Below are 21,773 nucleotides of genomic sequence, written 5' to 3'. Positions count from 1 at the left end.
CGTAGAGGGCGACAAATCACACCTCGAGTTTAAATGCGAAGTCGATTCAGAAAGATAGCGTTAAGCCATTCGCGAACGCGCGATCCCGTGCTTGCGCAATTTCCGGTACAGCGTATTTCGGCTGACCCCCAGTTGTTCGGCAGTGTGGGTCATGTGCCAGCGCTGGGCGTCCAGGGCTGACAGCAGGGCGATACGCTCGGCGTCGTCCAGCGGGTGTTCGCCCATCAGTGCAAGGGCCGGCGCGGATGCGCTTTGTCGAATGGCGTGCGGCAATTCATCGAAGCAAATGTGCTGGTCATCGCACAACGCCGCCAAGGTGCGCAGGACGTTGCGCAATTGCCGCAGGTTGCCCGGCCACGCGAAGTCCAGCAGCGCCTGGCGGGCGTCCGCGTCGAGGATCACGGGCTGGCCGCCCGCCTCTTCTTCCAGGAGAAAATCCAGCAACTGCGATTTGTCGCTGCGCTCGCGCAACGGCGGCAACCCGATCTCCAGGCCGTTCAAGCGGTAATAAAGATCTTCGCGGAAGCTGCCATCAGCCACGCGTTCCAGCAAGTGGCGGTGAGTCGCGCTGATGATCCGCACATTCACCGCTTGCGGCTCACCCCCCAAGGGCACCACCAAACGGTCTTCCAGCACCCGCAACAACCGGGTTTGCAGCGCCAGCGGCATGTCGCCGATTTCATCGAGAAACAACGTGCCGCCATCGGCCTGTTGCAGCTTGCCGCGCATGCCTTCCTTGCTCGCACCGGTAAAGCTGCCACCGCGATAGCCGAACAGTTCACTTTCGATCAAGCTTTCAGGAATCGCCGCACAATTGAGCGCGATGAACGGTTTGTCGCAGCGCACGCTGGCTTGATGCACCGCCTTGGCGAACGCTTCTTTGCCGGAACCTGTTTCACCGTTGATCAGCAAAGGCACGTCGCGCTCGAAAACCCGCAGGGCGCGACGGAAATCATTCTGCAGCGTGGCATCGCCCAGGCAGATCCCACTCAAGCGCGGCACCGCACCCGCCAGGCCGACCGGCAACGCTGTCGGCACGCTATGCGGTCGACCGCGCAGCCGTGCGAACAAACGTCGGCCTTCGCGGGTACGCAACGGCCAACTGGCGCTGGCCTCAACGCTGGCACGGCCAAGCAGCTCATCCAGCGAGCAATCGAACAAGGTCTCGACTGATTGCCCGAGCAAACCGCCGCGCCCGAGGCCCAGCAGGTTCAAGGCACTCTGATTGACCGCACTGACCCGCCCCTCATCATCGAACGCCAGCAAACCCTCGCTGAACAAACCGGCGGACTCGACCTGCACGTGAAAACGCAACAGCCACTGATTGTCGAAGTGGCGCAGGAAATAGCAGCTCTCGATCATCTTCGCCGACAGATTGACCAGCGCCATGGTGTGGAACTGGCTTTGCCGGGACACATCATGGCGTGCCGACGAGACATCCAGCACTGCCAGCAAGTCGCCATGAGGGTCGAAAACCGGACTGGCCGAGCAGGTCAGCCCGGTGTGGCGTCCGCGAAAATGCTCCTCCTGATGAATGGTCAGGGACTGGCGCTCGACCAGGCAGGTGCCGATGCCGTTAGTGCCTTCACAGGCTTCGCTCCAGTCGGCACCCAACCAGAGCCCGGCGCGTTCGAAAATCTTGCGTTCAGTGGGGGCGGTCACGCAGTTGAGGATCACCCCGCGCGCATCGGTCAATAAGACGGCATGCCCGGCACCCGACAACTGCTGATGCAGGCTGGTCATTTCGCCACCGGCAATGCTCAGCACTTGCTGCATGCGCTCACGGCTTTCCAGCAAGCGGTCGTGTTCGAGGACAGTCGGCGCGATGGCCAGTGCGGGGTCGAGATGATAGTCCTCAAGACAACGCAACCAGGACCGCGCAATGGAAGGATCGCTGCCCGGCCCGCGCAACTGCGCTTTGCCCTGGGTAACCGTCAGCACTTGTCGAGCGTGCCGTGTCAGGTGATTGCTGTGCACTTTTTATTATTCTCCTTTTTGCGACGCTTTTGCGGAGGTGCAGCCCAGCATCCTCCTCGCGACACGGCATTGCAATGTCGTCCAAACCGATGAATCACGCGCTGTACCGATAGCGGTACAAAGTGTCACATCCACCGTATCGGATACGTGACAACGCTGGCGTTTCGCCCTCACGAAAACCGCCAAAAGCCTTATAAACCGTGCCGTACAGGGCGCTGGCCCGACCTTTGCTCTACGCTTAAGGTAAGCGCTACAGCGCGTCTTCCCCTATAACCACAAAAGTCAGGAGACACTCACCATGCGTTACGCCCATCCCGGTACTGAAGGCTCTATCGTCACCTTCAAAAACCGTTACGGTAACTACATCGGTGGCGAGTTTGTGCCGCCGGTCAAAGGCCAATATTTCGAAAACACGTCGCCGATCACCGGCAAGCTGATCGCTGAATTTCCGCGCTCCAGTGCCGAAGACATTGAAAAAGCGCTGGATGCCGCCCATGCCGCTGCCGATGCATGGGGCGCAACCTCGGTGCAGGCGCGTTCGCTGGTGCTGCTGAAGATCGCCGACCGCATCGAAGCAAACCTGGAACTGTTGGCCGTCACTGAAACCTGGGACAACGGCAAAGCCGTTCGTGAAACCCTGAATGCCGATATCCCGCTGGCCGCCGATCACTTCCGCTACTTCGCGGGCTGCTTGCGTGCTCAGGAAGGCAGCGCTGCCGAAATCGACGGCAACACCGTGGCTTATCACATCCATGAGCCGCTGGGCGTGGTCGGGCAAATCATCCCATGGAACTTCCCACTGCTAATGGCGGCCTGGAAACTCGCGCCGGCCCTGGCTGCCGGTAACTGCGTGGTGCTCAAACCTGCCGAACAAACCCCACTGGGTATCAGCGTGCTGATGGAGCTGATCGGCGATCTGCTGCCACCCGGCGTATTGAACGTGGTGCAGGGTTATGGCCGCGAGGCCGGCGAAGCATTGGCCAGCAGCAAACGTATCGCCAAGATTGCCTTTACCGGCTCGACGCCCGTGGGCTCGCACATCATGAAACTGGCGGCGGAAAACATCATTCCGTCCACCGTGGAACTGGGCGGCAAGTCGCCGAACATCTTCTTCGAAGACATCATGCAAGCCGAGCCCGAGTTCATCGACAAAGCTGCGGAAGGCCTGGTGCTGGCGTTCTTCAATCAGGGCGAAGTCTGCACCTGCCCGTCGCGGGCACTGGTGCAAGAGTCGATTTACCCGGAATTCATCAAAGCAGTGATGAAAAAGGTCGCGCAGATCAAACGCGGCGACCCGCTGGACACCGACTGCATGGTCGGTGCTCAGGCGTCGGAGCAACAATTCGACAAGATTCTCTCGTACCTCGAAATTGCCAAGGGCGAAGGTGCCGAGTTGCTGACCGGCGGCAAGGTGGAAAAACTCAGTGGCGACCTGTCCACCGGTTACTACATTCAGCCGACCCTGCTCAAAGGTAATAACCAGATGCGGGTGTTCCAGGAAGAAATCTTCGGTCCGGTGGTCAGCATCACCACCTTCAAGGACGAAGCCGAAGCCGTGGCCATCGCCAACGACACCCAGTTCGGCCTGGGCGCCGGTGTATGGACCCGCGACATCAACCGCGCCTACCGTGTCGGCCGCGCCCTCAAGGCTGGCCGCGTGTGGACCAACTGCTACCACCTGTATCCGGCGCACGCGGCGTTCGGCGGCTACAAAAAATCCGGCGTCGGCCGCGAAACCCACAAAGTGGCGCTTGAGCACTATCAACAGACGAAAAACCTGTTGGTGAGCTACGACACCCATCCGCTGGGTTTCTTCTAAACCCTTAGCCTCTCGTCACACCTTCTCCCCAGTCAGTTGCGGCGTGATCCGCAACTGGCGCGGGGGTTGCATGCGTGCAGTACCCATTACTGAAAGTCCATCAATCGAACAATAAAAACACACGCGAGGACTTATGACTTCTACAACACAGCTCAAACCGACACTCGGGACCCTGCATTTATGGGGCATCGCTGTTGGCCTGGTGATCTCCGGCGAATACTTTGGCTGGAGTTACGGCTGGGGCGCGGCGGGCACGCTGGGCTTCCTGATCACCACGTTGATCGTGGCAACGATGTACACCTGTTTTATCTTCAGCTTCACCGAATTGACCACCGCTATTCCTCACGCTGGCGGCCCCTTTGCCTACAGTCGGCGGGCTTTCGGTGAAAAAGCCGGGCTGATTGCCGGGATCGCCACGCTGATCGAGTTCGTCTTCGCCCCACCTGCCATTGCCATGGCGATCGGCGCTTACCTGAACGTGCAGTTCCCGGAACTGGACCCGAAACACGCGGCGGTTGGCGCCTATTTCGTGTTCATGACCCTGAATATCCTCGGCGTCAGCATCGCGGCCACCTTTGAATTGGTGGTGACTGTTCTGGCGGTTGCCGAGCTGTTGGTGTTCATGGGCGTGGTTGCGCCGGGCTTCAGTTTCAGTAACTTCGCGCTCAACGGCTGGTCCGGCTCCGACACGTTCACCATTGCGTCTGTACCCGGCATTTTCGCCGCGATTCCCTTTGCCATCTGGTTTTTCCTCGCCATCGAAGGCGCGGCCATGGCCGCTGAAGAAGCCAAAGACCCGAAACGTACAATCCCCAAGGCCTATGTCAGCGGCATTCTGACCCTGGTATTCCTGGCCATCGGCGTGATGGTGATGGCAGGCGGCGTCGGCGACTGGCGGCAACTGTCGAACATCAACGATCCGCTGCCGCAGGCGATGAAAGCCGTGGTCGGCACTAACTCCAGCTGGATGCACATGCTGGTGTGGATTGGCCTGTTCGGCCTGGTCGCGAGCTTTCACGGGATCATTCTTGGCTATTCGCGGCAGTTCTTCGCCCTGGCCCGCGCCGGTTATTTGCCTAAAGGCCTGGCCAAGCTCTCGCGCTTCCAGACCCCGCACCGCGCCATTCTGGCGGGCGGCGTGGTCGGCATCGCGGCGATCTACAGCGACGGTCTGGTCAACCTGCAAGGCATGACCCTGACCGCCGCCATGATCACCATGTCGGTGTTCGGCGCCATCGTGATGTACATCATCAGCATGCTCAGCCTGTTCAAACTGCGCAAAACCGAACCACTACTGGAACGCACCTTCCGTGCGCCCGGTTACCCGATCGTGCCCGGCATCGCCCTGCTGCTGGCGCTGGTGTGCCTGGTGGCAATGGCCTGGTTCAACGCGCTGATCGGCTTGATCTTCCTTGGCTTCATGGTTGTAGGCTTCATCTACTTCCAGCTGACCGCCAAGCAGCGTTCCGACGCGCCGGCTGACGCGATGCTCACGGGTCTATAAGTTGCACCTGCGCCGGGCTCGCGTCCGGCACAGGCCCTATTCAGGTGCAGGCCAGGCGCTTTAGAGTGATCTGGTTAGAACCACAGGAGGACTCCGTCCATGGCTGCTTTTGCCCATACCGTCGGCGCCCAGACCCACCGCTTCGACAGCCTCAAGGACGTCATGGCCAAGGCCAGCCCCGCACGCTCCGGCGATTTCCTCGCGGGCATTGCGGCGCTCAATGACGGCGAGCGCGTGGCCGCTCAGATGGCGCTGGCCGATATTCCGCTCAAGCATTTTCTTGAAGAAGCCCTGATCCCCTACGAAGACGATGAAGTCACCCGACTGATCATCGACACCCACGATAAACAGGCGTTTGCCATCGTCAGCCACCTTACAGTCGGCGGTCTGCGCGACTGGCTGCTCAGCGATCACGCCAATGAAGACAGCCTGCGCGCCCTCGCCCCCGGCCTGACCCCGGAAATGGCGGCAGCCGTGTCGAAGATCATGCGCGTGCAGGATCTGGTGCTGGTGGCGCAGAAAATTCGTGTCGTCACCCGTTTTCGAGGGACGATGGGCTTGCGTGGACGCCTCTCGACCCGACTGCAACCCAATCACCCCACCGACGAACCGGCCGGGATCGCCGCGAGCATCCTCGACGGGCTGCTGTACGGTAATGGCGACGCCATGATCGGCATCAACCCGGCCACCGACAGCACGTCATCCATCTGCACACTTCTGGAAATGCTCGACGCGATCATCCAGCGTTATGAGATCCCGACTCAAGCCTGCGTGCTGACCCATGTCACCACCTCAATCGAGGTGATCAATCGCGGCGTGCCCGTGGACCTGGTGTTCCAGTCCATCGCCGGCACCGAAGCAGCCAACGCCAGTTTCGGCATCAATTTGAACGTGCTGCAGGAAGGTTATGACGCAGGCCTGAGCCTCAAACGCGGGACCCTCGGGCACAACCTGATGTATTTCGAAACCGGCCAAGGCAGCGCCCTCTCGGCCAACGCTCACCACGGTATCGATCAGCAGACCTGCGAAACCCGCGCCTACGCCGTGGCCCGACATTTCAAGCCGTTTCTGGTGAACACCGTGGTCGGTTTTATCGGCCCCGAATACCTGTACAACGGCAAGCAGATCATCCGTGCAGGTCTTGAAGATCACTTCTGCGGCAAGCTGCTCGGCGTGCCGATGGGCTGTGACATCTGCTACACCAACCATGCCGAAGCCGATCAGGACGACATGGACACCCTGCTGACGTTGCTGGGGGTGGCCGGGATCAACTTCATCATGGGCATCCCGGGCTCGGACGACATCATGCTCAATTACCAGACCACCTCGTTTCACGATGCCCTGTATGCGCGGCAGACCCTGGGCCTGAGGCCCGCCCCGGAATTCGAGGCATGGCTGGCAAAAATGGGGATTTTTACCCAGACCGATGGTCGCGTGCGCTTCGGCGACAACCTGCCGCCGGCCTTCCGCCACGCCCTCGCACATTTAGGATGAGTGAGCTGCCCATGGCCAAGAAGCCCGTTTTGCCTAGCGACAGCCAGAACCCGTGGCTGGAGCTGCGCCGTCTCACACCAGCACGAATCGCCCTCGGACGCACCGGCACCAGCCTGCCGACAAGCGCGCAGCTGGACTTTCAGTACGCACATGCTCAAGCACGCGATGCCGTGCACCTGCCCTTCGACCATGCCGGGCTCAGCACCCAAATGGCCGAACGCGGGCGCGACACCCTGCTGCTGCACAGCGCAGCGCTTGACCGTAACAGCTATCTACAACGCCCTGACCTGGGCCGACGTTTAAACGAAGCCTCCGCTCAGCAACTGCGCGACTATGCCCTGGCCCACCCCGGCGGCGTCGATCTGGCGGTGGTGATCGCCGACGGCCTGTCGTCGCTGGCGGTCCATCGGCATGCCCTGCCATTTCTGGCGCGAATGGAAGAACAGGCCCTGGCCGAAGGCTGGTCACTGTCGCCGGTGATGTTGGTGGAGCAAGGCCGAGTGGCGGTGGCCGACGAAATCGGCGAGCTGCTCGGGGCAAAGATGGTGGTAATCCTGATCGGCGAACGCCCCGGTCTCAGCTCGCCGGACAGCCTGGGCCTGTATTTCACCTACGGCCCGAAAGTCGGCCTGACCGATGCTTATCGCAACTGCATTTCCAATGTTCGCGTGGAGGGTTTGAGCTACGGCATGGCCGCTCACCGCCTGCTTTACTTGATGCGTGAAGCCTGTCGACGGCAGCTTTCGGGGGTCAATCTAAAGGATGAAGCCCAACTTCATACCCTGGAATCGGATGCACCACGCCCTATGAGCAGCAATTTCCTGCTGGCGAAGCCCAAAGACTGAAGGTCATTGGATTGCGCTTTCTAAATGCTTTAGGCAGCATCGAAAACGACCGGCTGAGCGACCCGTTCGCTGTCATCCCCCATTGTGAAGTTGAGGCCCAACGTATGCGGATCATTCAAGCCACCCTGGAGCACCTGGACCTGCTGAGCCCGCTGTTCGTCAAATACCGCGAGTTTTACGGCGAGCTGCCTTTCCCCGATTCATCCCGCGCCTTTCTGGAAAAACGTCTGCGTCGCAAAGAGTCGGTGATTTACCTGGCACTGCACGATGACGACGACAGCAAGCTGCTTGGCTTCTGCCAGCTTTACCCCAGTTTTTCGTCGCTGTCGCTCAAGCGCGTGTGGATTCTCAACGACATCTACGTCGCCGAAGACGCCCGCCGCCAACTGGTCGCCGACCATCTGATCCAGAAAGCAAAAAAAATGGCCAAGGAAACCCACGCGGTGCGCATGCGCGTTTCTACCAGCAGCAACAATGACGTGGCGCAGAAAGTCTACGAGTCCATCGGCTTTAAAGAAGACACGCAGTTCAAGAACTACGTGTTGCCGATCAACGAGGATTGATTCAAGCCCACTCACCGACAGGCATTCGCCCACAGATTCTGCGGGCGATTGCCTACGAACAAACTGATACGGTCTGATCGGCCTGCACCCGCTCCCCCTCCGCGCATCAATAAACATTCTATTGACATACTTCGCGACAAACTGACGGGGCATTAGAGGGTTGCCCCCCTATAATGCAGCCCATATCGCCCCAGCATTCCCCTTAGCACACGACCCAGAATCAGGTCATCTACACAGGTGCCGTACATGGACTTCAACCCGATCGACATTATTTTGCATCTCGACGTGTACCTCGACATGCTCGTAACCAACTACGGCGTCTGGATCTACGCGATCCTGTTTCTCGTCATCTTCTGCGAGACAGGGTTGGTGGTCATGCCATTCCTGCCCGGTGACTCATTGCTGTTCATCGCTGGCGCGGTTGCAGCCGGCGGTGGCATGGACCCGGTCCTGCTCGCTGGCCTGCTGATGCTGGCGGCGATTCTTGGTGACAGCACTAACTACTTGATCGGCCGAACAGCAGGCGAAAAACTGTTCAGCAACCCGAACTCGAAAATTTTCCGGCGCGACTACCTGCAACAAACCCATGACTTCTATGATCACCATGGCGGTAAAACCGTAACGCTGGCGCGCTTCCTGCCCATCATCCGCACCTTCGCCCCCTTTGTCGCGGGCGTGGCCAAGATGCCCTACCCGCGCTTTTTCGGGTTTAGCGTACTGGGCACTGTCGCCTGGGTCGGTGGCCTGGTCACCCTGGGTTACTTCTTCGGCAACGTACCGTTCATCAAGAAAAACCTGTCGTTGCTCGTGGTCGCGATCATTCTGCTGTCACTGATGCCGATGATCATCGGCTTGGTGCGTGGGCGTCTGGCCCGCTCAGCTGCTGCGCGCTGACACTTGATGTGGTCGCTTGGCGCTTGGCACAGAAACCGGATTCTCGACCAGCATCCGGTCGATCAACAGGTCTGGGATCGCGTCCGGCAACGGCTGGCGATTCTCGACGGGTTAAATGCGGAGGAGGATCAGCGCCTGCGCGAACGCAGCGTGCTGTTCCTTCAGGACAAGCACTTGACCGCCCTGCCCGGCGTCGAACTGGACGACGAGCAACGTCTGTTTCTCGCCGCCCAGGCGCAATTGCCGCTGCTCAACCTTGATGAGTTGAACTGGTACCAGGGCTTCCATGAACTGGTGCTGTACCCGGACGACTTCATCAGCCCGCAACGTCATCGCGACAGCAACGGCGTCGAGCATGAATGGAACGGCAAACACAGCGGCGAAGCCTGGTCCCAGGGGCCTGTGATCCTGGCGTGGCCGGGGGTGTTGTCCAGCGGTGGCTGGCACGCCTATAACCTGGTCATCCATGAACTGGCGCATAAGCTCGACATGCTCGATGGCGCCGCCAATGGGGTGCCGCCGCTGCACAGCGACATGCGCAGCAGCGACTGGGCCAGCGTCATGCAAACGGCTTACGACGACCTCAACCGACAACTGGATCACCACCCGCACGCCCAACCGGCCATCGATCCGTACGCCGCAGAAAACCCCGCAGAATTCTTCGCCGTCACCAGCGAGTACTTCTTCAGCGCGCCGAACCTGTTGATCGCGGCCTATCCAGCCGTCTACGAACAGCTGAAAGCCTTCTACCGACAAGACCCCCTGGCACGCCTGCGGCAACTTCGCCATGACCATCCCGCCTACAAGACCCACTACTAAGGTCTATGGGCCAATCGCCACGCGTGGCAACCGGCTCTGAGTATGCCTATAATCGCCACCACTTTTTGGTCGATTCGACCAAAGCCTGACTGGTCAACTACGGGGGCAACGCCCAATGAGCTATAGCAAGATTCCGGCTGGTAAAGACCTGCCGAACGACATCTACGTCGCGATCGAAATTCCGGCCAACCATGCGCCGATCAAATACGAAATCGACAAAGAAACCGATTGCCTGTTCGTTGACCGTTTCATGGCCACCCCCATGTTCTACCCGGCCAACTACGGTTTCATCCCGAACACCCTGGCTGACGACGGCGACCCCCTCGACGTGCTGGTCGTAACCCCTTACCCGGTTACGCCAGGCTCGGTTATCCGCGCCCGTCCGGTCGGCATCCTGCACATGACAGACGACGGCGGCGGCGATGCCAAAGTCATCGCAGTCCCGCACGACAAGCTGTCCCAGCTGTACGTCGACGTTAAAGAATACACCGACCTGCCGCCCCTGCTGCTTGAGCAAATCAAGCACTTCTTCGAGAACTACAAAGATCTCGAAAAAGGCAAATGGGTGAAAATCGAAGGTTGGGGCGATGCAGAAGCCGCTCGCACTGAAATCATGAAGTCGGTTGCTGCCTTCAAGGGCTGATCGACGACGGTTGCTGCGTCAGTAGCACCGTGAAAGAGCCTTGGTTTCTTGATGAGAAGCCAGGGCTTTTTTTCGCCTCGAACTTCTGTTGTTTACCGGTCACGAAACACTGATGGAAACCCCCTACAAAGCAGCGTCACGCCTGTAGTACGCGCGCTCATTTCGCGATTTGACGCACCGCTCATTTGAACACCTCGTTTATTTAAACAAGCTCACGACCTCCGTAAACTCGGTGCTTATGAAGACATCAGGTGATCGCTTACGCGCCCTCCTTCGGGAGTGCCATCTCTCAGCCACGGACTTTGCCGCCAATCGCCAAGTGACGCCGCAGCACGTGAACAACTGGTTCAAGCGCGGCATCCCTATGGCCCGCCTGGTGGAAGTGGCTGAATTATTGACCGTCAACCCACAGTGGCTGCGCTCGGGTGATGGGCCCAAACACCCGAAAGAACGCATCGAGAACACCTACAACAACAGCAGCACTTCAGTCGCCATCCGGGCAGACGCCCCGCTGTCCTCCGAAGACGTGCGCGTGCCATTGCTCAAGGAAATCGCATCCACCCACGGCCCTGGCCGAACCGTCGTCGCCGAAGCCCCCGGCCGTAAAGTCCGCCTGTCACTGCACACCCTGCAAGCCATGAACATCGACCCCAGCAACGCCGTGTGTGCTGCGATCATCGGCAACAGCATGGCCGAGACGATCCAGGACGGCTCGATCATCGGCATAGACCGCGGAACGACACAGGTCATCGACGGCGAAATGTACGCCCTCGAACACGACGGCATGCTCCGCGTGAAATACCTCTATCGCCTGCCCTGCGGCGCCATGCGCCTGCGCAGCCACAACAGCGCCGAATACCCGGACGAGTTTTTTAGCGCCGAACAAATCAAGAAACAAAATATTCGGGTCATGGGCTGGGTATTTTGGTGGTCAACATTAAACACCCGCCGACAAACGGCATCGTTTCGGTAATCGTGCTAAACACCGCATTCAAGGTTGAGCGCAAACTCTAACAACCTCTGTAGGAGCTGACTTGTCTGCGAAGGCCGCAACTCGGTGGATATGGAAAAACACCACCTTTAATCGCCCCTCCAGACGCAGAACGAGAATGATCGGCCCAAACGCTGGGCATCAGGCACTAACCCAAGTATGCTACGCGCCTCGTTTTAGACGCCCCGAACGCTACGTTCGCGTCGCCCCCACATTCAGTCGCCCCCGTTGCGGGTCGCACATTTTGAAGGCGGTTGCGGTTTACCAAAAATAAACCAAAACCGTCCCCGAGAAGCCGGCCACAAGCCGGCTTTTTAATGTCCGAAATAATCCCAACAAAGTCCTGGAAAAACCTCTTCATCAAGCTCGTCGCATGCAAACGCTGATGGTTGGAATGCGACCTGTCATGTCGCGAAAATAGAGTTTCAGGAACATGTAGCGCTGACGTGTCGCCGTCGGCGACACACCACCTGTACGTGTCGCAAAAACTAAAAAACAGCGACACGTAAACCTCGTATGTCTACACTGATGCCACGCGTTGGAGCGCCCTACCGCTTCAAATGGATACCGCAAAGATCAGAGTCCCATTAATGACTGAAACTCCTCCCCCGTGGCAGGCTGACAAACCCTATAACCAGCTCCCATCGTTACCGCCTGCAGTAGAACTGGAAACACGCGCCGTCCTCAAACGCTGCATCGAGGCACGCGTTGCCTTGGCCGAGTTGAAACAGGCGGCAGAACTTATCCCTAATCAGACAGTGCTGATCAACACTATCCCGCTGCTGGAAGCTAAAGACAGCTCGGAGATCGAGAGCATCGTCACAACGACGGATTTGCTTTTCCAGCATGCCCAGCACGGTGAAAACAATGCAGACCCGGCAACCAAGGAAGCTCTGCGCTACCGCACGGCGTTGCATCTTGGTTTCCAGTCTCTCGCGCAGCGCCCGCTGTCCACCGGTACGGCAGTGGACATCTGTCGCACGCTAAAAGGCGTGAATATGGACATCCGTCGCACGCCAGGAACACAGCTCGCCAACGAGCGCACCGGTGAAATCATCTACACCCCGCCGGAAGGAGAGGAGCACCTGCGCGATCTGCTGGCCAATTGGGAGCGCTTCCTGCATAACGAGACCGACCTCGATCCACTCGTTCGAATGGCGATAGGGCACTACCAATTTGAAGCCATCCACCCGTTTACCGACGGTAACGGCCGCACCGGACGCGTCATAAACACCTTATTTCTGATCCAGGAAGGCTTATTGGGCTTGCCCATCCTGTACCTCAGTCGCTACATCATCGCTCACCGCGCCGACTATTATCGCCTGCTACTCGACGTAACCCGCGAGCAGGCCTGGGAACCGTGGCTGCTCTACATGCTCAACGCAGTCGAAGAAACCGCTCGATGGACCACCGCCAAAATTGCTGCAATCCGCACACTGTCCGAGCACACCACTCAATTTGTTCGCGATCAATTACCGAAAACCTATTCGCACGAGTTGGTGGACGTCATCTTTGAGCAACCTTACTGCCGCATCAGCGACCTCGTCGAAAAGCAAATTGCCCAGCGCCAGGCGGCATCGCGCTATCTCAAAGAGTTGGTAGCCATCGGGGTCCTGCAAGAGGCTCAAGTCGGCAAGGAAAAACTCTTTATCCACCCCAAACTGATGCAACTACTCACCCGCGACAGCAACGAATTCAAGCCCTACGCCTGAAGCACTCAGATCAAAGCCTTCATTGATAGCGAGCATCCTCCCGCTCGATGTACTGTGCTATGGCTTCACGCATGATCCAGTGAGCAGAGCGCTGCCGTAAACCGGCCAAATGCTGAATTCGGCTTTTCAGCTCGTCGTCGATTTTAATAGAAGTCGCCATCTCAGAATCCTCATTAGCCCAAGGTATTGCCTTTCGATAAGGTATCAGTTGGTTCGCAGGACTCCATTTATGAGTCTCGCCGCAGGTCCGGTCAGCCATTGATTTTCGTACGACGGTGCCACCCCAAAAGCTTGAGCATCATGCATCAGCGGGTTACTCAAACAGGCGCTCTCAGAGGATCTGACGGGAAAAGGTTATCAAGACAACTGAATCAGATGGTGTTCGGCGGAATGTCTTTTTGAAATCCATCCTCATCTACTGCAAATCGCTGGCGCCCTACTAGAACAGGGGGGTTCAGACTATGTTGTCCTGTGACTTCACAGCCCCCGAAGCCAATGCAAAAGTTGCTAACTGGCAAATGCCGGGGCAAGCTCATTAGCATCGGTACAACCAGAGTTTTCTATTCATGGACGAAATACCCACCCAGCCCTCGGATGATGTGCCTGACCTTCAGAGCACCGTACAGCGCAAGCTTGGGCGTTGTATGTTGCAGGTGCAGCAGTACGAACGGCTGCTCAAGGACATAGTTGCCCATAATGCGCTGAGCGGCTCGCCTGAACGACTCCAAGCCATCCAGAGTGAGAAGGTTGCTTGTGCCTATAAAAAAACCATGGGCACCTTGGTGGGGATGCTGACTGAAAGCTACCTGACACGGCCAAATTCATCCGACGAGTCGTCGCATACGGACGCTGACACAGGCGATCAGTCGTGGTTCAGGTTACGGTTTCAGAAGGAGTTACCGGAGGAGCTATATACCGAGACCAAGGCTGCGCTCAAGGAGCTGGTAGACCTGCGCAATGAGTTGGTACACCACTTTCTCCAGCGTTTCGACCTTTGGGATGCGTCAGGCTGCAAAGCGGCTGATGCGTTTCTCGATGAAAGCCACGAAACCATCGCCAGCCACTACCTGACACTGCGTGACTGGGCCAAATCCATGGATGAGGCTCGTGCCTTGATGGCTGCGTATATGCAATCGCCTGAGGTTATTGATGCCGTTGAAAACGGTATCTGGCCGGATGGTTCCGTACACTGGCCCATCAGCGGAATAACCGCTTGTTTGCGCGAAGCGGAAACCGAGCTGGCTCAGGCAGGTTGGACGCATCTTTTCGAGGCCATTCGCTGGATTACCAAGACATATCCCGAGCAAACACCCAAGCGCTATGGCTGCGGTAGCTGGCGGCATGTGATGCACGAGTCACAGCAGTTTGAGATGCGTAAGCAAACCCATGCAGATGATGGCCGTTCGGTCGTGTGGTATCGAAGTCACCCAAGGGAAACCTCCAAGGATCAGGAATAAGCAATGAGCCAGGCAGGATCTGTCGGAAGAACAGAAAGAGATCACGGGCCAGCGCCAGGACGCCTCACGCATGGGCAGTTTCTACGTTAGCCCCGGCTCCAAAGTAGACGAAACGCCTCCCGGCGTACTCCGTAGACTACGAACGCAAATCACTCACGACGTTTAGCGGGTTCAAAAACCACCCGCAGCCCCAAACAACCCGCTTATGAATAGCAATAAACACTAAACCCATCCGAATAAATGCTGCCCCCCCTCCTGCGTCTGTTATCTTCTGCGGACTTCATCTCCTCCTCGCCTGCGTTTCTAGCGGCAATCTGTGAGCATGCTCTGCGGCGCTGCCTTTTCGGTTCGCTGGTGTGATTGTTTACGGAAAGAACCCAATGGACGAGAACAGTTCAGGCGATGGTGCGCGACTGTTGCGTGCCGAAGGTGTAGTCGAGTCCCGTAGGCAAGAGACGTTGCTCAAAACTGGCGCCTTGCAGGACGCTATCTTTAATAGCGCCTATTTCTCCAGTATCGCCACTGACGAAAAGGGTGTGATCCAGATTTTCAACGTCGGTGCGGAGCGCATGCTCGGCTATGAGGCGCAGGATGTCGTCAATCTGATCACACCGGCTGATATCTCTGACCCTGCGGAGTTGATCGCGCGCGCTGCCACGCTCAGCCTGGAGTTGGACACACCTATCACTCCGGGCTTCGAAGCCCTTGTATTCAAGGCATCGCGGGGCATCGAGGACATCTACGAGCTGACCTACATCCGTAAGGACGGCAGTCGTTTCTCGGCCATTGTCTCGGTGACTGCCCTGCGCGACGCTCAGGACGACATCATCGGCTATCTGTTGATCGGCACTGACAACACCGCGCGCAAGCAGGAGGAGGCAGCCCAGGCATTGCTCGATCAGCGCTTGCGTGATCAGCAGTTCTACACGCGCTCCCTGATCGAATCCAATATCGATGCGTTGATGATGACCGATCCCCAAGGGATCATCTCCGACGTCAACCAACAGATGATCGCCCTTACCGGTCGTACCCGTGATGAGCTGATCGGCGCACCCTGCAAAAAATTCTTTACCGACCCGGTGCGCGCGGATGCAGCCATCAAGCGCGTGCTCAGTGAGCACAAGGTCAGCGACTATGAACTGACCGTGCGCGCGCATAACGGCACGGAGACGGTGGTGTCTTACAACGCCGCCACGTTTCATGACCGCGACCGCAAGCTACAGGGGGTTTTCGCCGCTGCCCGCGACGTGACCGAGCGCAAACGCTTCGAGCGCACCCTGGAGGAAAAGAATATCGAGCTGGAACATGCCAGCCGCATGAAGTCGGAATTCCTGGCCACCATGTCGCACGAATTACGCACGCCCTTGAACGCTATCATCGGTTTTTCCGAGGCACTCAAGGATGGTCTGGCGGGTGAAATGAGCGCGACTCAGTTCGAATATGTCGGCGATATTTTCACCAGCGGCCAGCATTTGCTGTCTCTGATCAATGACATCCTCGACCTGTCCAAGGTTGAGGCCGGGATGATGGCCCTGGAACTGGAAGCGGTTGACCTGCAGAGCCTGCTGGGCAATAGCTTGTCAATCGTCAGGGAAAAGGCGGCGGCCCAGCGCATCCGTCTTGAGCTGGAAACCGCTGAAGACTTCGGTGTACTCGTGCTGGACCCGCGCAAGACCAAGCAAATTGTCTACAACCTGCTGGCCAACGCGGTCAAGTTCAGTGCAAGCGGTGGCCGTGTAATCCTCTCGGCCCGCCGGGTTGATCGCGATGTGGTAGGGACACTGGCCGGCGAGTGGCCGGTGTACGGTTTCCCCCTCGCCGACAGCGAACATACGCAATTTCTTGAACTCTGTGTGAGCGATACAGGCATCGGTATTTCCCAAGAGGACATGGCCAAGCTGTTCCAGGCGTTCAGCCAGATAGATAGCAGCCTCGCACGAAAATTCGAGGGCACGGGACTGGGGCTAGCGATGGTCAAGCAACTCGCCCAACTGCACGGCGGCAGCGTGGCCGTTGCCAGCCTGGTTGGGGCCGGCGCGCGCTTCGTCGTCTGGCTGCCATTACGTGATTCAGGACAAACCCCGCGACCGCAGGTAACAAGAGCGACAACGCCATGGCCCATGTACTGATCGTTGAAGACAATGCCGCCAACATGAAGCTGGCCCGGCTGCTGCTCAGCAATGCGGGCCATACCGTGTTGTGTGCGGTGGACGCGGAAACCGGCCTGACACTCGCGCGCGAGAAACAACCTGACTTGATCCTGATGGACATTCAGTTGCCCGGGATGGACGGGCTTGCCGCTACCGCCTTGCTCAAACAGGACCCTGCCACGGCCAATATCCCCGTCATAGCGCTGACGGCGATGGCCATGAAGGAGGATAAGGAAAAGAGTCAGATCGCCGGCTGCGACGGTTACATCGCCAAGCCTCTTCGCTACCGGGAACTGTACGCTGCGATCGACACGTTGCTGACCAACCGCGCAGGACCGAGCGCCCCTCACACGACACCGCCCGAGCCCACCCCATGATCAGTTCATCTGCAACCGTATTGATCGTCGATGACGACCCCCAGGTGCGCAAACTGCTGGAGCTGCTATTGCAGCACGAGGGCTACCGGACCCGCACCGCCGTAAATGGCGAAGAGGCGTTGGCGACGATCAAGTACGCCCAGCCAGACCTGATTCTGCTCGACGTCATGATGCCTGGAATGGATGGCTGTCAGGTCGCCAGTCATCTCAAGGGCAACGCCGAGACCTCAAGTATTCCAATCATCATGCTCACCGCGTTGAGCGACCGAAGCTCGCGCCTGGCGGCTCTGGAAGCTGGCGTCGAAGAGTTTCTGAGCAAGCCCGTGGACCAAGCCGAACTGTGGCTGCGTGTGCGAAATTTGCTGCGGCTCAAAGCGTTCGGCGACTTGCTTCGCAAACACAGCGCCAAACTGGAGGATCAGGTACAGCAACGCTCTGCAGATCTGCAGCAGTTTCGCACGGCGATGGACGTCACCGCGGACGCGATCACACTCATCAATCGCAGCACTTTGCGCTTCATCGAATTCAATGCCAGTGCCAGCGACATGCTCGGGTATAGCCGCGAAGAACTGTTGCAGATGTGCCCCGGCGAACTGGACGGCTCCTCCACCGCAGATTTGCAGGTGATGTTTGACGATATTATCGCCGGCCAAAACGCCAATGAATTGACCGAAACCCAATTGCGGCGCAAGAACGGCTCGCACGTGCAGGTCGAGATTCGCCGTCAGGCTTATCGCTCGGGAGATGAATGGATCATCGTCGGGGTCGTGCGCGATATAACAGAGCGTAAAGAGGCCGATAAGCGCCTGCTGCACATGGCCCATTACGATGCCCTCACCGGCCTGCCCAACCGCACCCAGTTTTATGCCACCCTGCAAATCATCCTCGCTCAAGCCGCAGAAAAAAAATGGCAAGTGGCGGTCCTGTTCATCGATCTGGACCACTTCAAGAACGTCAATGACACCTTCGGGCACGCTATCGGCGACGAACTGTTACGCCAGCTCAGTAATCGTCTGGTGCAATGCGTGGACATCCGGGACACCGTCGGACGGCTGGGTGGCGATGAGTTTGCGCTCATCCTGATGACGCAGGACGGCCAGAAAGGCGCGACCTCAATGGTCAACAAAGTCCGCGAGGAACTGCGTGCGCCCTTCCACCTAAAGGGCCATGACGTCCCGGTGACCGCAAGCATCGGGATTGCCCTGTACCCCGACGATGACATCGTTCCGGACACACTGATCAAATTCGCCGACACCGCCATGTATCGGGCCAAGCAAGCCGGTCGCGACAGCTATCGATTCTTTACGGCTGAAATGAATGCCGAGGTGTTGGCCCGCCTTGATCTGGAAACAGCCCTGCGCAAAGCCGTGGAGAATGAAGAGTTCGTCCTGCACTATCAGCCCAAGGTACGCCTGAGCGACGGCCGCGTCTGCGGCCTGGAAGCCTTGTTGCGCTGGGAGCGTCCCGGCCATGGTTTGATTTCGCCCAATGCCTTTATTCCAGCCCTGGAAGAGACCGGGATGATCATCCCGGTCGGCAAATGGATAATCGCCGCTGCCTGTCGGCAGATCGCCCAGTGGCAACGCTCGGGCATCGGCCCGGTTCAAGTGTCGGTCAACGTTTCGGCCCGTCAATTCAATGAGGGCGAGCTGTGGACAGATGTCATCAGCGCCCTCACGAACAACGATGTTGCAGCCGATTTACTGGAACTGGAACTGACCGAAAGCTCACTCATGATCAATACCGAGCGCACCATCGTCAGCCTGCAAAAACTGCGCGGCCTGGGCATAAAGGTGTCCATCGATGACTTTGGCACCGGCTATTCGAGCCTGTCCTACCTGCGCCGGTTTCAAATCGACACGCTGAAAATCGATATCTCCTTTATCCGCGAAGTCACCGTCAACTCGGAAGACGCCGCCATCGTCCTGGCCATCATCCACTTGGCCCATAGCCTGAAGCTGGACGTGATTGCCGAAGGCGTGGAAACCGTCGAGCAAATGGACTTCCTGCAAAGCAACCAATGCGATCAGATTCAAGGCTATCTGTTCAGTCGTCCGCTGGGCCTGCATGCCATCGAGCAATTACTGCGCGAGGATAGACGCCTGACATTGCTGGACTCATGCAGAGTCGGCCAGCCGTTGTAAATTCAGCGTTACGACCGACTCCCTGTCAAACGCTAATCCTTTGTAGGGACAACTGTCTTCACGCCTCCAATTCCTTCGGCCCTTATCGCAGGCAAGCCAGCGCCTACGCGCTGAACTGCGCCGCAACTGTTGCTACGCAAACAGCCATAAAACACTTTGCCCGCACCGCAACAGACCGCCCTCCCCGAACAAACAACTAACCCTATATAAATCAGCAGGTTGTGCTTCTGGTACAACTTTTGCTCTTTCTTGGCTGTCGACGTTTTCTCACAGACTTGCCCAAGCAAGCCCCGATAACAAAGCCGTACTTGCCCTGCGTTGCACGCCCCGTCGCTCCTCATCTTGCTCGAGGCCAGTGACGCCCACCCCTGCAACGAGGATTGTATTCATGAGTCTCGATATTTTCTGGTTTCTGCCCACCTCCGGCGACACCCGGTACCTGGGCAAGTCCGACAGCGGTCGCCCGGCCACCAACGAATACATGCGGCAGATCGCTGTGGCCGCCGAGAACCTTGGCTATGACGGTTTGTTGATCCCGACGGGCAGCAGTTGCCTCGACCCGTGGATCACCGCCGCCAGCCTGGTACCAGTGACTCAGCGCATCAAATTGTTGGTTGCACTGCGCACCTCTCTCGGCAACCCCACTGCGTCTGCGCGACAGGCAGCGACCCTGGACCAGGCGTGCCACGGACGTTTGCTGCTCAACGTGGTGCCCGGTGGTGATGCCACTGAATTAGCCGCCGACGGCATTTTCCTCGATCACGACGAACGCTATGAAGCCGCCGATGAATTCCTCACCGTATGGCGCCAACTGCTCAGCGGCGAGACCGTGGATTTCGCCGGCAAGCATGTGCGGGTGGAAGGCGCGCAAAACTTCTTCCCGCCGGTCCAGCGCCCTCATCCGCCGCTGTATTTCGGCGGCTCCTCACCGGCCGCCCATGAACTGGCCGCCAAGCATGTCGACGCCTACCTGACGTGGGGCGAGCCGCCTGCCGCTGTGGCCGAGAAAATCGCCGACGTGCGCGCGCGGGCCAAAAAGCACGGCCGCACGGTGCATTTCGGCGTGCGTCTGCATGTGATCGTGCGCGAAACCAACGAGCAGGCATGGGCCGCAGCCGAAGAACTGATCAGCCACCTCGACGACAACACCATCGCTGACGCGCAACAGAACTACGCGAAGATGGACTCCGAAGGCCAGCGGCGCATGGCCGCCCTGCATGGCGGGCAACGCGACAAGCTGGAAGTGTCGCCTAACCTTTGGGCCGGTGTTGGCCTGGTACGCGGCGGCGCTGGCACCGCGCTGGTCGGTGATCCACAAACAGTCGCCGCACGACTGCTGGAATACGCCGCCCTTGGCGTCGACCGCTTTGTTCTGTCCGGCTACCCCCATCTGGAAGAGGCCTTCCGCTTCGCTGAACTGGTGTTCCCGCTGCTGCCGGGCAAGCAGCCGGTCACCGTGAGCGATCAGGTATTGACCGGGGGAGCGTTCGACGTTCGCGCGGGCAAGAAACAAGCAAAAGATGAGGCCGCCGCATGAAAGTCATCGATTTGCGCTGCCGGCCGGCGTACCTCCACGACTTCTTCGGCGCCACACCCGGCTCCACGGAATACGCCACCGCACGCTGGCTCAATCGCCGAGTGGGCACTCGCGGCAACGATGAGCACTTCGCCCGCTCGCTGACGCCCGAGGGTTTCCTCGACGAAGTACGCGATGCTGGGCTGAGCAAGGCGGTGGTGGTCGGCCGCCACACCCCAAGCCAGCATCTGCCCAACGACCTGATCCACGGCATCGTTCAGGGCCATGACGAACTGCTCGGCATCGGCAGTATCGACCCCGCACTGCAAGGCATCGACGGTGCTATTGCCGAGATAGACCGTGCTATCAACCTGCTCGGCCTTTCCGGCATCGACCTGGAGCCGGGCTTCGGCGCGCCGGCTCGTCATCCGGACGATGCGCTGTATTGGCCGATCTACGAACATCTGCAACAGCGCGGTATCCCGCTGTTCCTGATGAGTGGCCCGACCACGCCCGACCCGGCGTTCAACAACCCTGGGCACCTGGCCAAAGTTGCCCAGGCATTCCCGCAACTGTCCATCGTCTGCTACCACGGCTACTGGCCGAACGTGCAACAGGCCATCGGCGTCGCCTTCCGCTACCCGAACATTTACCTGGTGCCGGACATGTACCTGTTCCAGCCCGGCAGCGAAGCCTATGTCCAGGCGGCCAACAGCTTTCTTGGCGACCAGTTGCTGTTTGGCTCGTCCTATCCGTTCAGGCCGATCCGCCAGTCCATCGACGACGCCCAGGCCCTCGGCTTCAACGAACCGGCACTCGACAAGCTGCTGTACCGCAACGCAGCAAGGCTGTTCGGCCTGTAACGCAG

At 58.7% G+C, this 21,773-nt stretch carries 18 protein-coding genes; 16 read left to right on the top strand and 2 right to left on the bottom strand.

Features of this window, described 5'->3' with window-relative positions; all coding sequences use genetic code 11:
• Nucleotides 1–60 precede the first annotated feature (60 nt).
• Entirely contained in the window at nucleotides 61–1,977 is a 1,917-nt protein-coding gene (locus AC1MEA_RS10365) for a sigma-54-dependent Fis family transcriptional regulator (protein ID WP_480917687.1), read from the bottom strand.
• Between the two features lie 298 nt (nucleotides 1,978–2,275).
• Here AC1MEA_RS10365 and exaC point away from each other — a divergent pair, with 298 nt between their 5' ends.
• From exaC to fic, 10 genes are all read left to right on the top strand, one after another.
• Complete coding sequence (gene exaC, locus AC1MEA_RS10360) at nucleotides 2,276–3,796, top strand: acetaldehyde dehydrogenase ExaC (RefSeq protein WP_480917685.1); 1,521 nt, start codon at nucleotides 2,276–2,278, stop codon at nucleotides 3,794–3,796.
• A 133-nt stretch (nucleotides 3,797–3,929) separates the two neighbouring features.
• The gene (gene eat / locus AC1MEA_RS10355; RefSeq protein ID WP_480917683.1) at nucleotides 3,930–5,300 is read left to right on the top strand and encodes an ethanolamine permease; all 1,371 of its coding nucleotides are present in this window, start codon (nucleotides 3,930–3,932) and stop codon (nucleotides 5,298–5,300) included.
• Nucleotides 5,301–5,399: 99 nt separating this feature from the next.
• Nucleotides 5,400–6,794, top strand: a complete 1,395-nt coding sequence (locus AC1MEA_RS10350; protein WP_480917681.1) for an ethanolamine ammonia-lyase subunit EutB — start codon at nucleotides 5,400–5,402, stop codon at nucleotides 6,792–6,794.
• 11 nt (nucleotides 6,795–6,805) lie between these two features.
• On the top strand, nucleotides 6,806–7,639 hold the full coding sequence (gene eutC, locus AC1MEA_RS10345; RefSeq protein ID WP_480917680.1) for an ethanolamine ammonia-lyase subunit EutC: 834 nt from the start codon (nucleotides 6,806–6,808) through the stop codon (nucleotides 7,637–7,639).
• Between the two features lie 104 nt (nucleotides 7,640–7,743).
• Nucleotides 7,744–8,202, top strand: a complete 459-nt coding sequence (locus tag AC1MEA_RS10340) for a GNAT family N-acetyltransferase (RefSeq protein WP_219062702.1) — start codon at nucleotides 7,744–7,746, stop codon at nucleotides 8,200–8,202.
• Nucleotides 8,203–8,448: 246 nt separating this feature from the next.
• Nucleotides 8,449–9,096 (top strand): DedA family protein, encoded by a 648-nt coding sequence (locus AC1MEA_RS10335; protein WP_480917679.1) that lies wholly within the window; start codon nucleotides 8,449–8,451, stop codon nucleotides 9,094–9,096.
• A 6-nt stretch (nucleotides 9,097–9,102) separates the two neighbouring features.
• On the top strand, nucleotides 9,103–9,915 hold the full coding sequence (locus tag AC1MEA_RS10330; RefSeq protein WP_480917677.1) for a M90 family metallopeptidase: 813 nt from the start codon (nucleotides 9,103–9,105) through the stop codon (nucleotides 9,913–9,915).
• Nucleotides 9,916–10,030: 115 nt separating this feature from the next.
• Entirely contained in the window at nucleotides 10,031–10,558 is a 528-nt protein-coding gene (ppa, locus tag AC1MEA_RS10325; protein ID WP_219062705.1) for an inorganic diphosphatase, read from the top strand.
• Nucleotides 10,559–10,796: 238 nt separating this feature from the next.
• Nucleotides 10,797–11,531 (top strand): LexA family transcriptional regulator, encoded by a 735-nt coding sequence (locus AC1MEA_RS10320; protein WP_219062706.1) that lies wholly within the window; start codon nucleotides 10,797–10,799, stop codon nucleotides 11,529–11,531.
• 608 nt (nucleotides 11,532–12,139) lie between these two features.
• Nucleotides 12,140–13,261 (top strand): protein adenylyltransferase Fic, encoded by a 1,122-nt coding sequence (gene fic / locus AC1MEA_RS10315; RefSeq protein ID WP_480917674.1) that lies wholly within the window; start codon nucleotides 12,140–12,142, stop codon nucleotides 13,259–13,261.
• 19 nt (nucleotides 13,262–13,280) lie between these two features.
• Here fic and AC1MEA_RS10310 read toward each other — a convergent pair whose 3' ends face one another.
• Entirely contained in the window at nucleotides 13,281–13,421 is a 141-nt protein-coding gene (locus tag AC1MEA_RS10310) for a CopG family ribbon-helix-helix protein (protein WP_480917672.1), read from the bottom strand.
• 406 nt (nucleotides 13,422–13,827) lie between these two features.
• On the opposite strand from AC1MEA_RS10310, the gene AC1MEA_RS10305 reads away from it, so the two are divergent.
• From AC1MEA_RS10305 to AC1MEA_RS10280, 6 genes are all read left to right on the top strand, one after another.
• Nucleotides 13,828–14,718 (top strand): OST-HTH/LOTUS domain-containing protein, encoded by an 891-nt coding sequence (locus AC1MEA_RS10305; protein ID WP_480917671.1) that lies wholly within the window; start codon nucleotides 13,828–13,830, stop codon nucleotides 14,716–14,718.
• Nucleotides 14,719–15,098: 380 nt separating this feature from the next.
• Nucleotides 15,099–16,847, top strand: coding sequence for a PAS domain-containing sensor histidine kinase (locus AC1MEA_RS10300; RefSeq protein ID WP_449635122.1), 1,749 nt, complete (start codon nucleotides 15,099–15,101; stop codon nucleotides 16,845–16,847).
• Entirely contained in the window at nucleotides 16,832–17,245 is a 414-nt protein-coding gene (locus AC1MEA_RS10295; protein WP_219062710.1) for a response regulator, read from the top strand. Before AC1MEA_RS10300 ends, AC1MEA_RS10295 begins: the two co-directional genes overlap by 16 nt.
• On the top strand, nucleotides 17,242–19,389 hold the full coding sequence (locus AC1MEA_RS10290) for a GGDEF/EAL domain-containing response regulator (protein ID WP_480917669.1): 2,148 nt from the start codon (nucleotides 17,242–17,244) through the stop codon (nucleotides 19,387–19,389). The genes AC1MEA_RS10295 and AC1MEA_RS10290 overlap by 4 nt, the downstream gene beginning before the upstream one ends.
• Before the next feature lie 388 nt (nucleotides 19,390–19,777).
• Entirely contained in the window at nucleotides 19,778–20,926 is a 1,149-nt protein-coding gene (gene ssuD, locus AC1MEA_RS10285; protein ID WP_480917667.1) for an FMNH2-dependent alkanesulfonate monooxygenase, read from the top strand.
• A complete protein-coding gene (locus AC1MEA_RS10280) occupies nucleotides 20,923–21,768 on the top strand; it encodes an amidohydrolase family protein (RefSeq protein WP_480917666.1) in 846 nt (281 codons plus the stop codon). The genes ssuD and AC1MEA_RS10280 overlap by 4 nt, the downstream gene beginning before the upstream one ends.
• Nucleotides 21,769–21,773 lie beyond the last annotated feature (5 nt).

This window comes from Pseudomonas sp. ASL8 (genome assembly GCF_056680355.1).
This window is presented reverse-complemented; position numbering and strand designations above follow the sequence as displayed.